This is a genomic window from Pseudomonas sp. PDM32 (assembly GCF_019219225.1).
Classification (GTDB): Bacteria; Pseudomonadota; Gammaproteobacteria; order Pseudomonadales; family Pseudomonadaceae; genus Aquipseudomonas; species Aquipseudomonas laurylsulfatiphila.
In genome coordinates this window covers 205,543-220,521 of record NZ_JAHUWE010000013.1, presented here as the reverse complement: position 1 = coordinate 220,521, position 14,979 = coordinate 205,543, and the positions used below count along the sequence as shown (strand labels likewise).

9 protein-coding genes are annotated in these 14,979 nt (G+C 62.5%); 1 reads left to right on the top strand and 8 read right to left on the bottom strand.

Annotated features, from left to right (window positions below):
- Positions 1-271 precede the first annotated feature (271 nt).
- Both hrpA and aceK read right to left on the bottom strand, forming a co-directional pair.
- Positions 272-4,183: an ATP-dependent RNA helicase HrpA gene (gene hrpA, locus KW846_RS23945; protein WP_218485758.1), complete on the bottom strand. Its 3,912-nt coding sequence runs from the start codon at positions 4,181-4,183 to the stop codon at positions 272-274.
- 179 nt (positions 4,184-4,362) lie between these two features.
- A complete protein-coding gene (gene aceK / locus KW846_RS23940) occupies positions 4,363-6,081 on the bottom strand; it encodes a bifunctional isocitrate dehydrogenase kinase/phosphatase (RefSeq protein WP_218485757.1) in 1,719 nt (572 codons plus the stop codon).
- Between the two features lie 181 nt (positions 6,082-6,262).
- On the opposite strand from aceK, the gene KW846_RS23935 reads away from it, so the two are divergent.
- Entirely contained in the window at positions 6,263-7,171 is a 909-nt protein-coding gene (locus tag KW846_RS23935) for a DMT family transporter (RefSeq protein WP_218485756.1), read from the top strand.
- Positions 7,172-7,281: 110 nt separating this feature from the next.
- Here KW846_RS23935 and KW846_RS23930 read toward each other — a convergent pair whose 3' ends face one another.
- From KW846_RS23930 to KW846_RS23905, 6 genes are all read right to left on the bottom strand, one after another.
- Complete coding sequence (locus tag KW846_RS23930; RefSeq protein ID WP_218485755.1) at positions 7,282-8,862, bottom strand: aldehyde dehydrogenase (NADP(+)); 1,581 nt, start codon at positions 8,860-8,862, stop codon at positions 7,282-7,284.
- 34 nt (positions 8,863-8,896) lie between these two features.
- Positions 8,897-9,892 carry an AraD1 family protein gene (araD1, locus tag KW846_RS23925; RefSeq protein ID WP_218485754.1) on the bottom strand — a complete coding sequence of 332 codons (996 nt, stop codon included), beginning with the start codon at positions 9,890-9,892 and terminating at the stop codon, positions 8,897-8,899.
- A gap of 53 nt (positions 9,893-9,945) precedes the next feature.
- Positions 9,946-11,121 (bottom strand): L-rhamnonate dehydratase, encoded by a 1,176-nt coding sequence (locus KW846_RS23920; protein WP_015096352.1) that lies wholly within the window; start codon positions 11,119-11,121, stop codon positions 9,946-9,948.
- A gap of 290 nt (positions 11,122-11,411) precedes the next feature.
- Positions 11,412-12,416 carry a 4-hydroxythreonine-4-phosphate dehydrogenase PdxA gene (locus KW846_RS23915; protein WP_218485753.1) on the bottom strand — a complete coding sequence of 335 codons (1,005 nt, stop codon included), beginning with the start codon at positions 12,414-12,416 and terminating at the stop codon, positions 11,412-11,414.
- Positions 12,413-13,372: an amidohydrolase gene (locus KW846_RS23910; RefSeq protein ID WP_218485752.1), complete on the bottom strand. Its 960-nt coding sequence runs from the start codon at positions 13,370-13,372 to the stop codon at positions 12,413-12,415. Before KW846_RS23910 ends, KW846_RS23915 begins: the two co-directional genes overlap by 4 nt.
- The gene (locus tag KW846_RS23905) at positions 13,365-14,705 is read right to left on the bottom strand and encodes an MFS transporter (protein ID WP_218485751.1); all 1,341 of its coding nucleotides are present in this window, start codon (positions 14,703-14,705) and stop codon (positions 13,365-13,367) included. Before KW846_RS23905 ends, KW846_RS23910 begins: the two co-directional genes overlap by 8 nt.
- Positions 14,706-14,979: the final 274 nt, after the last annotated feature.

Genomic DNA, 14,979 nt, shown 5'->3' with positions numbered 1-14,979 from the left:
ATACACAAAGGGTCTATTCCCGTCCGGGGACGCAAACCTGGCATCGCTTTATTCCGTGACGCCACCTGGCCGAAGGCTCCAGGTCGCGAAACCGGCATTTATGGTCGCGAAGTTTGCCATAAACCTTGGGTTTTGGCGCCTTTTTGCTGGATACCACACAATCCCTGTAGGAGCTGCCGAAGGCTGCGATCTTTTGATCTTGATTATAAAAATCAAAAGATCGCAGCCTTCGGCAGCTCCTACAGTAGATCCCAGTGGATCCCAGTAGCGATCAGGGCTCGACTTGCGACCACTGCTTGTTCAGGCGTTTGTCGGAGATCGGCACCTTGGTTCCCAGTTGTTGCGCAAACAGCGAAACCCGGTATTCCTCCAGCCACCAGCGATACAACTCCAGCTGCGGATCACGCTTGCCTTCCTGGGCGTGTTTACCGGCGCGGGTCTGGTATTGCGTCCACAGCCCGCTCAATTCGCCGCTCCAGACCCGGTCGCGCTGCACCTGGGCGCCGATTTTTTCGAAGCGCTGTTCAATCGCCTTGAGGTAACGCGGCAACTCCTTGAGCCATTGCATCGGCGTTTCCCGGACAAACCCCGGATACACCAGCTGGCTGAGCTGCTGCTTGATGTCGTTCAGGGCCACGGCTTGCGCCAGATCAATCTTGCCTTTGAAGCGCTTTTGCAAGCCATGCCAAAGCTTGAGGACTTCCAGTGTCAGCTTCGCCACGCGTTCGGCGTGCTCGGTCCAGGCGCCACGCTTGCGCTCGGCCAGGGACGCCAGAGCGGCACCGTCACGGGGCAGCGGGTCTTCACCCTCGAGAATGCAGCTGTCGAGGCTGGCCAGCAGAATGTCTTCCACCAGCGCATCGACACGCCCCATGTCGCGGTACAGCAGGCCCAGCTCGGTCAGGCCCGGCAACTTGCCGCGCAGGAATTTTGCCGACTCGGCCAGTTGCTGCATCAGCAGGCGTTGCAGGGCACGGCGATGCTGGAACTCGGCCTCGGCCGGGGTCGAGAAACGTCCCTCCTTGACTGTTCCAGCCTCCTCCACCAGCGCCGGATAGACCGTCATCGACAGTCCGGCGATCTTCTGCTGGGTTTTCTCGGCCACGGCAGCGAAGACTTTCGGCTCCACCGGCTGCTGGCTCTTCGCGGTTTGCGGCACCGCCAATGCGGCCTGGCTGGCCTCGGCGAAACGCGCCGTCAGTTCGGCCAGATCACGCCCTTCACCGAGGAACTTGCCCTGGCCGTCGACGATTTCCAGGTTCATCCGCAGATGGCTTTCGACTTGCTGCGCCGCCTCGGCCCAGGCTTCATCGCTGACCCGCGCGCCGGTCATGCGCAGCAGCTCGCGCCCCAGGGCCTGGGGCAGCGAGCCCTCGGCAAAGGTCATGCGCTGCAAGGCAGCCTTGACGAAGTCCGGCACCGGCACGAAGTTCTTGCGCAGGGCCTTGGGCAGGTTGCGCACCAGGGCAATGCACTTGGCTTCGATGACACCCGGCACCAGCCAGTCCAGGCGTTCCGGCGGCAGCATCGGCAACAGCGGTGCCGGCACGCGCAGGGTCACGCCGTCCCGTGGATGGTTCGGTTCGAAGTGGTAGCTGAGGGCCAACTCCAGATCGCCGATGTGCAGCGTATCCGGGTAATGCTGCGCAGTGACCTCACTGGCTTCACGGGCCAGCACGTCCTCTTCGCGCATGATCAACAGCTGCGGATCTTTCTGGCTGTTGATCCGATACCAGCTGTCGAAGGTCGCGGTCTGATGAATCTCCGCCGGCAGGCGCGCGTCGTAGAAGGCGTACAGGGTTTCTTCATCCGCCAGGATGTCGCGACGGCGGGCCTTGGCTTCCAGTTCGTCGAGTTGTTCCAGCAACTGTTTGTTGGCCGTCAGGCACTTGGCCTTGGACTGAATCTCGCCACGCACCAGCGCTTCGCGGATGAACAGTTCGCGGGACACTACCGGGTCCACCGGACCGTAATGCACCGGCCGCCGGCCGACCACGATCAACCCGAACAGGGTGATCTGCTCGAACGCAACCACCTGGCCGCGCTTCTTCTCCCAATGGGGTTCGAAGTGGTTTTTCTTGATCAGGTGCCCGGCGAGCGGTTCGATCCAGTCGGCGTCGATCTTCGCCACCATGCGCGCGTAGAGCTTGGTGGTTTCCACCAGTTCGGCGGTCATCAGCCACTGCGGACGCTTCTTGCCGATGCCCGACGACGGGTGAATCCAGAACCGCCGCTGACGCGCGCCGAGGTAATCGCCCTCTTCGGTTTTCTGGCCAATCTGGCTGAGCAACCCCACCAGCACCGCTTTGTGCAGTTTCGGGTAATCCGCCGGCTCTTTATTGAGGCTCAGCTGCATGTCGCGGCAGATCAGGCTCAACTGGCGATGGGAGTCGCGCCATTCGCGCAGGCGCAGGTAATTCAGGAAATTCTTGCGGCACCAGTTGCGCAGCGGGTTGGCGGTCAGCGCCTGGCGTTGCTCTTCGAATCCGCGCCACAGGTTGACCAGGCCGGCGAAGTCCGAGTCGGCGTCTTTCCACTGGGCGTGGGCCTGATCCGCCGCTTGCTGACGCTCCGGCGGTCGTTCGCGCGGGTCCTGGATCGACATGGCGCTGGCGACGATCAGCACTTCCTGCAAGCTGCCGAGCTTCGCCGCTTCCAGCAACATGCGCCCCATGCGCGGGTCCACCGGCAGCCGCGCCAATTGGCGCCCGAGGGGCGTCAACTGGCTGTTGCGATCCACCGCCGAGAGTTCCTGCAGCAGGTTGTAACCGTCGCTGATGGCCTTGCCATCCGGCGGCTCAATGAACGGGAACGCGCTAACCTCGCCAAGGCGCAGGTGCAACATCTGCAAAATGACCGCCGCGAGGTTGGTCCGCAGGATTTCCGGATCGGTAAATTCCGGGCGACCGAGGAAATCCTCTTCGCTGTACAGGCGCACGCAAATGCCCGGTTCGACCCGTCCACAACGGCCCTTGCGCTGGTTGGCGCTGGCCTGGGAAATGGCTTCGATCGGCAGGCGCTGGACCTTGGCCCGGTAGCTGTAACGACTGATGCGCGCGGTGCCGCTGTCGATCACGTAACGGATGCCCGGCACGGTGAGCGAGGTTTCCGCGACGTTGGTCGCCAGCACCACGCGACGCCCCGGGTGCGACTGGAAAATCCGCTGCTGCTCGGCCGGCGACAGGCGCGCGTAAAGCGGCAGGATTTCGGTGTGCTTGAGCTGGGCCTTGCGCAGCATGTCGGCGGCGTCGCGAATCTCACGTTCACCCGGCAGGAATACCAGCACGTCACCGGGACTGCGGCGCTCACTGCGCTCATACGCGGCGATTTCGTCGAGAGTCGCGAGGATCGCCTGATCCACCGTCAGGTCGTCCTCGACGCGGTTACCCTCTTCGTCCTGCTCAAGCGTCAGCGGGCGATACCAGGTGTCCACCGGAAAAGTACGGCCGGACACCTCGACAATCGGTGCATCGTCGAAGTGCTTGGAGAAACGCTCCAGGTCGATGGTCGCCGAGGTGATGATGACCTTCAGGTCCGGGCGGCGCGGCAGCAGGGTTTTCAGGTAACCGAGCAGGAAGTCGATGTTGAGGCTGCGTTCGTGGGCTTCGTCGACGATGATCGTGTCGTAGCGTTCCAGATAGCGGTCGTTCTGGGTTTCCGCCAGCAGGATGCCATCGGTCATCAGTTTGATCAGGGTATTGGAATCGCTCTGATCCTCGAAACGCACCTGGTAGCCGACCAGGGCGCCGAGCGGCGTGCCCAGCTCTTCGGCAACCCGGCTGGCCACGCTGCGCGCTGCGATCCGCCGTGGCTGGGTGTGGCCGATCAAGCCATGCTGGCCGCGCCCGATTTCCAGGCAGATCTTCGGCAACTGGGTGGTTTTACCCGAGCCGGTCTCGCCGGCGATGATCAGCACCTGGTGCTTTTCCAGCGCCTTCTTGATTTCGTCGCGCTTGGCGGCAATCGGCAAACTGTCGTCGTAACGAATCACCGGCAGGCTGGCGCGGCGGGCCAGCACCTGCTCACAGGACGCCTGCATGCGTGCAACCCACTGGCCCAGCTTGGCCTCGTCGGGTTTCTTGCGCAGCTCAAGCAACTGCCGCCGCAGCCGGTGGCGGTCGGCGAGCATGGCGTGATCGAGGTTTTTCAGCAGTTTGTCGATGGAGGGCGATTCGTCGGTCATCGGGTACGCAATTCAGTCGTCTAGTGGCGCAGGGTGGCGATTGTCGCAGATTTTACGACCGCTGCGCGGCCGATCGCGAGCAGGCTCGCTCCCACACTGGATCTATAGCGACCACAAAAATCGGGACACAATGTGGGAGCGAGCCTGCTCGCGATCAATTGCGCAGCAATTGCAGCGGACTACTCGTTGCCCAGGCCTTTACGCCGATACGGAAACACATCAATCACCTTCCCCGCCCGAATCGCCTCCTGCAGGCTCTTCCAGTAATCGGCGTTGTACAGCTCGCCATGCAACTGATCGAACAACTTGCGCTGCCCCGCATCGGCAAACAGGAACGGCGGAAACTCTTCCGGGAATACATCCAGCGGCCCGATCGAGTACCAGGGTTCGGACGCCATCTCGTCTTCCGGCGTGCGCGGTTGTGGGATGTGGCGGAAGTTGGCCTCGGTGAGAAAGCAGATTTCGTCGTAGTCGTAGAACACCACCCGGCCGTGACGGGTGACGCCAAAGTTCTTCAGCAGCATGTCACCGGGAAAGATGTTGGCCGCCGCCAGTTGCTTGATCGCCAGGCCGTAATCTTCCAGGGCTTCGCGCACCTGCGCCTCGTTGGCGTTTTCCAGGTACAGGTTCAGCGGGGTCATGCGCCGTTCGGTCCAGCAGTGACGGATCAGCACCGTGTCGCCTTCGACCGACACCGTGGAGGGCGCGACGTCCAGCAATTCCTCCAGGCACGCCGGGTCGAACTTGCTCAGCGGGAAACGGAAGTCGGCGAATTCCTGGGTATCGGCCATGCGCCCGACCCGGTCGACGCTTTTCACCAGGCGGTACTTTTCGATCACCGTGGCGCGGTCGACGTTTTTCGATGGCGAGAAACGGTCCTTGATGATTTTGAACACGGTGTTGAACCCCGGCAGGGTGAACACGCTCATGACCATGCCGCGCACGCCGGGGGCCATGATGAACTGGTCGTCGGTGTTGGCCAGGTGATTGATCAGCGCCCGGTAGAACTCCGACTTGCCGTGCTTGTAGAAACCGATCGAGGTGTACAGCTCGGCGATGTGCTTGCCCGGCAGGATGCGCCGCAGGAAGCCGATGAATTCCGCCGGCACCGGCACATCCACCATGAAATACGAGCGGGTGAAGGAGAAAATGATCGACACGTCCGCTTCGTCGGTGATCAGCGCATCGATCTGGATGCCGCGACCTTCCAGGTGCAGCAAGGGAATTGCCAGCGGCCATTGCTCGTCGGCGGTGTAGATGCGCCCCACCAGGTACGCACCTTTATTACGGTACAGCACCGAGGAAAACAGCTCGACGCTCAACTCCGGGTCCTTGCACACCCAGTCCGGCAGGTTCTCGCGCAGTTGCGCTTCGAGGCGCTTGAGGTCACCGGAGAGGTCGGCGTAATCCTCGCTGAAGCGGTAGTCGGCGAAGATGCTGGCAAGCATCGCCGACAGTTGACCTTGCGGCTTGTAGGTGCGGGTTTGCGCGGCCCTTGCCCGGCGCAGACTCGGCCGGGTGGTGTGGATGAACATGCAGCCGTCGCTGATCAGGTCATGGCTGAACAGCCCGCAGAAGATCGAGTTGTACCAGGTCTCGGACAATTCATCGTCGAAGCGCAGGTCGATCAGGCTGATGTAGGCACTTTTCACCAGTGGCCAGCAGCTGACGTCCAGGGTGTCGGCGTCAAACGCGGTGCGCAGTCGCTCCACCGTTTCACTGACTTTATCTTCGTACAGATTGATCCGCGCTGCCGACGCCGATTGCGTCTCTTGCCACCGGGCCTGTTCGAAGCGGGCCCGGGCACCGTCGGTGATCTGCCGGAAATGCTCGCGGTAATCGTCAAAGCCATCGAGGATCAAACGGGCGATGTCGGCGGCTGGCCATTGCTGCGGCATGGTGAGACCTCTGCGGGAATTCGGGAGGCTTGAGCTTAGCCAGTGAACCGGGTGCAGGAGAAGTGTAATTTTCCAGGCGCCGCGTCATCGACGCCCTGAAGAGTTCAATGCCCGGTTTTCGGTTGCCATCGATCACGCACTCAGCAACACTTTCGCCCCTTCATCATGGAAGGAACGCGCTGTGAACCCCGTCGATATTTTCCGTTTACTGTCTCTGGCGGCCATTTGGGGTGCGAGTTTTCTGTTCATGCGCATCATCGCGCCGGTGATCGGCTCCCTGCCCACCGCGTTTTTCCGCGTGTCAATTGCCGCCGTCGGGTTGCTGGTGATTCTTGGCCTGATGCGCATCAGCTGGGATTTCAAGGGCAAACTCAAGACCGTGATGCTGCTCGGTGTGATCAATTCCGGCATACCGGCGACCCTGTACTCCGTTGCCGCGCAGGTGCTGCCTGCCGGTTATTCGTCGATTTTCAATGCCACGACCCCCTTGATGGGCGTGCTGATCGGCGGCCTGTTTTTCCATGAAAGGCTCACTGGCGCCAAGCTCGGCGGCGTGTTCCTGGGGTTGTTCGGCGTGGGCGTGCTGACCCGTGCCGGTCCGGTGGCGTTCGATATGGCACTGCTGATGGGGGCCGTCGCCTGCCTGCTCGCCACCACGTGCTACGGATTTGCCGGATTCCTCGCCCGCCGCTGGCTCGATCAGGCCGGCGGTCTCGATAGCCGTTTGTCGGCACTGGGCAGCATGCTCGGCGCGACCTTGTTCCTGCTGCCGCTGTTCGGCTACAGCGTGATCAGCCAGCCACCGGCGAGCTGGGGCGGCTGGAGCGTGTGGCTGTCATTGCTGGGCTTGGGGCTGGGCTGCACGGCGTTTGCCTACATTATTTACTTCCGGCTGCTGAGTTCGATCGGCCCGGTGAAATCGATGACCACGACCTTCCTGATCCCGCTGTTTGGCGTGTTGTGGGGAGCGCTGTTTCTCGATGAGCCGCTGTCGATGGCGCATATCTATGGTGGGATGTTGATTGCGCTGGCGTTGTGGCTGGTGTTGAAGCCGGCTGCGGTGAAGCCGGGTTTGGTGGCTGAGCGGTAGAGTTGTTGCGTCGCCGATGACGCCTTCGCGGGCAAGCCCGCTCCCACAGGGACCGCGCAACCCTGTGGGAGCGGGCTTGCTCGCGAAGGCGATAGACCAGACACCAACAATCACAAAGCGGAAATACTCACCTCCCCATCCACCAACCGCCGAATCCCCAGCGGATTGCCGTTCTGCAACGCCTCGGGCAGCAGCGCGTCCGGATAATTCTGGAAGCACACCGGCCGCAGGAAGCGATCGATCGCCAGGGTGCCGACCGAAGTGCCCCGCGAGTCGGATGTCGCCGGATACGGCCCGCCATGCACCATGGACTCGCAGACTTCGACCCCGGTCGGATAGCCGTTGAGCAGGATCCGCCCGACCTTCTCTTGCAACAGTTCCGCCAGCCAGCGGTACTCCAGCAGTTCGTCGGCCTCGCCAATCAAGGTCGCGGTCAATTGCCCGCGCAAGCCCTGCAATGCTGCCGCCAACTGCGCCCGATCCTCGACCTCGATGACGATGGTGGTGGGCCCGAACACTTCCTCCTGCAGCAATTGATCGCCCTTGAGCAACAGGCCGGCATCGGCCTTGAACACCTGTGGCTGCGCCTGATTGCCCTGTTGCGGCCGGCCCGCCAGATGGCTCAGGCCCGGATGTTCATGCAGTTCGCCAAGGCCCCGGTTGTAGCTGGCTAGGGCGCCGGCATTGAGCATGGTTTGCGCCGGCTGCTGGTTCATGTGGGCGCAGAAAGCCTCAAGAAAAGCACTGAACTGCGGCGAGCGCACACCAATGACCAAGCCCGGATTGGTGCAGAACTGGCCACAGCCCAGGGTCACCGAACCTGCCAATTGCGCCGCGATCTGCTCACCGCGCTCCGCGAGGGCTTGCGGCAGCAGGAACACCGGATTGATGCTCGACATCTCGGCGAACACCGGGATCGGCTGCGGCCGGTTTGCGGCCATGTGGCTCAGGGCATTGCCGCCCTTGAGTGAACCGGTGAAGCCCACTGCCTGAATCGCCGGATGCTTGACCAGCCATTCACCGACACCGCCGCCGTAGATCATGTTGAACACACCGGCCGGCATACCGGTTTTTTCCGCGGCACGGATGATCGCGTCAGCCACCCACTCGGCCGTTGCCATGTGCCCGCTGTGGGCCTTGAACACCACCGGGCAACCGGCGGCCAGTGCCGAGGCGGTATCGCCACCGGCGGTGGAAAAGGCCAGCGGGAAGTTGCTCGCACCGAACACCGCCACCGGCCCCAGGGCGATGCGGTATTGACGCAGATCCGGACGTGGCAATGGCTGGCGATCCGGCAATGCGCGATCGATGCGCGCACCATAGAAGTCGCCGCGACGCAGCACCTTGGCGAACAGGCGCAACTGGCCGCTGGTGCGGCCACGCTCACCTTGGATACGCCCGGCCGGCAACGCTGTCTCGCGACACACGGTGGCGACAAACTCATCGCCCAACCCGTCGATTTCATCGGCGATGGCGTCGAGAAACCGCGCGCGTTTTTCCGCACTCAGGTTACGGTAGGTCGGGTATGCCGCAGCCGCCGCCTTGGCAGCGGCATCCACTTCGGCTTCGCTGGCCTGGAAAAAAGTTCCGGGCAAGGGCTCGCCGGTGGTGGCGTCGAGGCTTTGCAGCTGCAACGTGCCGTTGGCGCTACGGCGGCCGCCGATGTAGTTGTGTCCAGGAAACAGGCTCATGTGGATTCCTTGATCGATTGCAGACCTACGGGGGTCAGAGTGTGCGTACCTGACCGATAGCCAGCGGCTGGGCGCTCTCGCCGATACCGTTTACCAAAGGCGCACCGAACTCATCGAGACTGATCTGGAAGCTATCCCCCGGCTGGGTCTTCACACCGTCGGCAAACGACAGCGTGGCGGTACCGAAGTAGTGCACGTGAACATCGCCGGGACGCAAAAACTGCGCGTACTTGAAGTGATGAAATTCGAGATTGGCCAGGCTGTGGCACATGTTCTCTTCGCCGCTGAGAAACTCTTTTTCCCAGATCGTCTGGCCGTTGCGCGTGATGCGGCTGGTGCCGACCAGATGTCTGGGCAACTCACCGACGCGCAACTCCGGGCCAAAGGAGCAGCAACGCAGCTTCGAATGAGCGAGATACAGGTAGTTGCGCCGCTCCATGACGTGGTCGGAGAACTCGTTACCCAGCGCGTAACCGACACGGTACGGCTGGCCGTCGTCGCCGATCACATACAGGCCGGTCAGTTCCGGCTCCTCACCGGCGTCCTCGGCAAAGGGCGGCACCGGGAAATCCGCACCGGGACGCACGACGATGCTGCCGTCGCCCTTGTAGAACCACTCCGGTTGCGCGCCGACCTGCTCCGCCGCTGGTTTACCGCCCTCCAAACCCCACTTGAACATGCGCATGGTGTCGGTCATGCCGGCTTCGACTTCACCATCGTGCTGGTGCATTTTGTCCCGCGTCGCGGCGCTGCCCAGATGGGTCAGGCCGGTGCCGCTGATCAGGCAATGGGCAGGGTCTTCATGGTCCAGCGGTGGCAGGACCTTGCGCTGCTGCAACAGCTGCGCGTAATCCGGACCGGGTTCGCTGCCGCGCCGGGCGATTTCTTCTTGCAGGCTGCACTGGACACGGATGGCGGCCAGGGCCAGTTCACGGGTACTGCGGGTATCGCGCAGCACCTGGACCCGAGCGCCCTCAACCACGCCAACCTGGCGTTGCCCGTCGGTGTTTTCAAACTGAATCAGACGCATGTCGGCACTCCGAAAAGTCGTGGTAGGCGCCGCGAGAAAGCGGCGCCGGACGGTCACTCGATGATGTTGAAATCGCTCAGGTACTCATCGGAGATTTCCAGGCCCAGGCCCGGCTTGTTGTCATCCAGCTGGATGTAGCCGTTAACCGGTTGCGGCTCGCCCTTGAACACGTAGTAGAAGAGTTCGTTGCCGACTTCGACGTCGAACACCGGGAAGAACTCGGCCATAGGCGAGGCCGTGGTGGACATGGTCAGGTGGTAGTTGTGCATCTGCCCGGCATGCGGGATGACCGGCACCGACCAGGCCTCGGCCATGGCGTTGATCTTGCGCGCGGCGGTGATGCCGCCGACGCGATTGGTGTCGTACTGGATCACGTCGACGGCGCGGCGTTCCAGCAGGTCCTTGAAGCCGTAGGACGTGAATTCGTGTTCGCCGCCGGAGATCGGCATGATCCCCATCTTCTTCAGCTCGATATAGCCTTCGATGTCGTCGGCGATCACCGGTTCTTCGAGCCAGCGCGGCTCGAACTCGGCCAGTTTCGGCAACATGCGCCGGGCATACTCGAGGGTCCAGCCCATGTAGCATTCGAGCATGATGTCGACGTCGGGGCCGGCCAGTTCACGCAGGGCGCGCACTTGTTCGATGTTGCGGCGCATGCCCGCCGGACCGTCCTTCGGGCCATAACCGAAACGCATCTTCAGCGCGGTGAAACCCTGGCTCAGGTAGCCTTGGGCCTCTTCGAGGAACAGGTCGAGGTTGTCGTTGGCGTAGAGCTTGGAGGCGTAGGTCCAGATCTTTTCCTTGGTGCGCCCGCCCAGCAGCTTGAACACCGGCTTGTTCACCGCTTTGCCCATGATGTCCCAGATCGCGATGTCGATGGCCGAGATCGCCGCCATGCCGATGCCCTTGCGCCCCCAGGCGTGGCTCTGGCGGTACATTTTCTGCCAGATGTATTCGTTGTCGAACGGGTCTTCGCCAATGGCGATCGGCGCCAGGTAGGTGTCGATGATTTCCTTGGCCACGCGCGGCGCCAGGGCACAGTTACCGATGCCGACGAGGCCGGTGTCAGTCTCGACTTCCACCACCAGCCAGCCGTGGAAACGGAACGAGCCCATGGCGTCGCCGCGCTCGAACAGGATGTCGCTGGCGTTGGTGCAGAAGTGCGCCTGGGGTGGCACGACTTTGCCTTTCCACTCGAAAACGCGGGTACGGATCGCTTTGATTTTCATGAATACGGTTTCCTTGCGCTGCCGGCTTCTTGTCATTGTCAGTCGCTGCGCAATGCCACTCGGGTGGCGGTCTTGCGCATTCGATGGAGCGACTTTAGCCAGCGGCCAAGGGCTGCGGATAATCACTTATGCGTATCCGGCGATAACCTGGGGTGATAGCGGAATCCGGTTATTGGGCGTTTCGGGTTATCGGGTGACGCAAAAAAGATCGCAGCCTTCGGCAGCTCCTACAGGGAATACGGTCCCCTGTAGGAGCTGCCGAAGGCTGCGATCTTTTGACCTTTCAACAATCAGTAACTGTTGCCACCCATCCGGCACGCGATCTCGAACGCCTGGCGGATCGCACCGACGTTCGCCTTGCCCTGCCCCGCGATGTCGAACGCGGTGCCATGGGCCGGGGTGGTGATCGGGATCGGCAGGCCGCCCTGCACCGTGACGCCACGGGAGAAGCCCATCAGCTTGATCGCGATCTGCCCCTGGTCGTGGTACATCGTGACCACCGCGTCGAAGGCACTGGCATTGCCCTGGACCTTGAGGAAGATCGTGTCGGCCGGATAAGGCCCGTCCGCCGCGATCCCCAGTGCCTGCGCCGAACGCACCGCCGGGCCGATGATGTCCAGCTCCTCGCGACCGAACGAACCGTTATCACCGTTATGCGGATTCAGCCCGCAAACGCCGATGCGCGGCTTTTCCAGCCCGTTGCGCTTGAGCGCGGTGTCGATCAGTTGAATCGCTTCCACCACCCGTTGCTGGCTGAGCAGGCCCGGCACATCGGCCAGGGCCACATGGGAGGTCACCCGCGAAGTCCAGAGATTGTCGAGCACGTTGAATTCGCAGAACGGTCCATGGAAATCCAGCAGCTCGGCGAACCAGTGCAGCTCATCGCTGTGGGCCATGCCGGCCATGTGCAGTGAAGTCTTGTTCAATGGCCCGAACAACACGGCGTCGGTGATGCCCGCTTCGGTCAGGCGCAGGGCTTTTTCCAGGGTGTCGAGGCTGTAGCGGCCACCGATGACGCTGGCCTCGCTCCGCGCAAACTCACCGATAGTGTCGCCGCGAAAGTCATAGAACAGCGGCGTGTCATCGACAAATGCCAGTTGCTCCAGGGACTCGACGCGACGATAGGGAAATTCCATCCCGGCAATGCGCATGCCGCGACGCATTTCCGCTTCGTCGGCGATCAGGATCACATTGGCCTGGGCACGCACTTCAGGCTCGCCCAGCAGGCGCGCGATCAGCTCAGGGCCGATGCCCGCCGGGTCGCCGAGGACCATCGCGATGGTGGATTTGCTCATGCTTCACTCCTCAAGGGTTCAGGCTGCGCCCGCTCATTGGCGCAAGGCTCGCAGCGATAGACCCGCTGCGCGTTGCTGTAGAAAAGTCGTTCCTGATCGGCTGTCGGCAGATCGGCGACGATGGATTTGAAACCGCTGTAGATGTCGTCGAACGAGCCGCACAGGCTGTCCACGGGGAAGTTGCTGGCGAACATCGCCCGGTGGCTGCCGAACATGGCGATCACCTCGCGCACGATCCAGGCGTTGTCCTTGGCGCGCCAGCGCTGGCCGCCCTGCCCCAGGCCGGAAATCTTCACCTGCACGTTCGGCCACTGCGCCAGCCGCGCCAGCGCCAGACGCCAACCCGCCAGGCCTTCGGCGCTACGGTCATTGGGCAAACCGGTGTGGTTGAGAATCAGCGTGATGCCGGGAAAATCCCGGGCCAGGTGTTCGGCCTCGTGCAGGTTCCACCAGGGTGTCTGCAAGTCGAAATGCAGCCCCAGCCCTTCGAGCGCGGCGTAACTGCGGCGCCAGTGTTCGTCACTCATCAGGCTGCGCAGGTGCCCCACCTGCGCCGGCGCGATCGGGCCACCGGGTTTGTGGCGCACGCTGCGCACATGCTTGAAACGCGCCTGCTCGGTGAGCACATCGATAGCGTCCGGATGATCGAGCCAGGCTTGCGCCACGACCGCATTGGGTACGCCGTAGCGGGCGGCCAGTTGCTCGATGAAACGGGTTTCGCCAATCGGGTCCTGCGGGTTCCACTCGGTCTCGACGTACACCGTTTGCACGACGTTATGCGACCCTGCGTCGGCGAAGTAATCCTCGGGAAAATAGCGGCGCTTGATCGCGCTGTAGTCTCCGTAGCGAAAGGGTATGTTGGCCTCGGGGGCAAGCCATGGGTGGTCGTTGACGGTCGGGTCCCAGAAGTGATGATGGGCGTCGATGATCGGGCCGTTCCACAACGCGTTAGTCATGACGCACCTCGTCGAGGCTGATGAACAAGGTCGCGAGCACGAAGACTGCCGAGCACGCCGCGAAGAACCCGAGCACCGGGGCAAAACCACCGGCCGCTTGCAGAATCACGCCCACCAGGATCGGCACGGCGATGCCGCCGGTACTGCCGGCCATGTTCATCACGCCGCCGATCAAACCGACTCGCGCCGGCGCCGCCAGCAGCGCCGGGAAGCTCCAGTAGAGGCTGCCCCACATCAGGAAGAACGCGGTCATGGCCAACAGCGCCACCGCCGCAAAAGGATTGCTCAAGGTCGGCAGCAACAGGAATGCGCCGAGGGCCACCAGCCCGGAAAACGCCAGCAGGCTCTTGACCGCCACCGCGCGACTCACGCCTTTGCGAATCAAGCCATCACAGAGGAAACCACCGGTCAACGAACCCAGTGCACCGCAGACAAAAATCACGAAGGTCGCCGCACCAATCCCCTTGATATCGAAACCCCGGGCCTGGGCCAGGTAACTCGGGCCCCAGGTCAGCAGGCCGAAATACACCATCGCCCAACTTGCCCGGCCGATCAGCAAACCGCTGAGCGAGCGTGGCGCAATACCCAGCCCCTTGACCGGCGCCCGGGCCGCCTCGGCGGCGGGCGTTGCGCGGCCGACATTGATTTTCTCGAGCTCCGCCGCATTGACTTGAGGGTGACCGGCCGGGTCATCACGCAGATAACGCCGCGCCAGCCAGGCTAGCACCAGGGTGGCGATACCGGCGATCACGAAGGCCAGGCGCCAGGAGTCCAGCGAGGCAATCAGCCAGGCAATGATCAACCCGCCAAGGGCCACGCCCAACGGGCTGCCGCTGTCCATCAACACCGCGCCGCGACTGCGCTCGCTCGGGGCCAGCCACAGGGAAATCAGCTTGCCGCCCGACGGGAACAGCGGTGCTTCGGCGGCGCCCAGTGCAACCCGGGCAAACAACAACGACAAGCCGCCGGTGGCGAACGCCGCCAGCACCTGAAACGTGCCCCACAACCCGGTGGACCAACTGATGACCCGATGCGGGCCGAAGCGGTCGATCAGCCAGCCGCCGGGAATCTGCAACAATGCGTAGGCCCAGAAAAAGCTGCTGAGGATCAGCCCTTGCAGGCTCGGCGACAGGGAAAACTCATGGGCGATGGTCGGCATCGCAATGGACAGCGACACCCGGTCGATCAGGTTGACCATGGTCAGCGCGAAGATGATCGCGAAGATCCGCCAGCGCACGCTGCTGGCCTTGACGGCGCAGCTCTGCGCGGGTGCCGCGGCCTGGGGCTGGATATCCGCGCCGGCCAGGTTCAGGGATGCACTGGAACGAGCCATGGTGCGTACCTCTTTTATTATTTTTGTGGGGACTGCAGCGCCGCTTCCTGGCGACATTTGTGAGCACTATCGAAGGCTCGCTGATAACCGTCTAATCAAAACTTGAAATCAGGCGATAGCCTCGGGTTATGTCATGCCCTGCTTTCAACGACCTTTCAACGTGGACCCGCATTCTTTTCTGTAGGAGCGAGCCTGCTCGCGATGGTCTTCAACGAAAACACATGCTTCCTGAATTAACGCGGTGCCCTTGAGTCCATCGCGAGCAAGCTCGCTC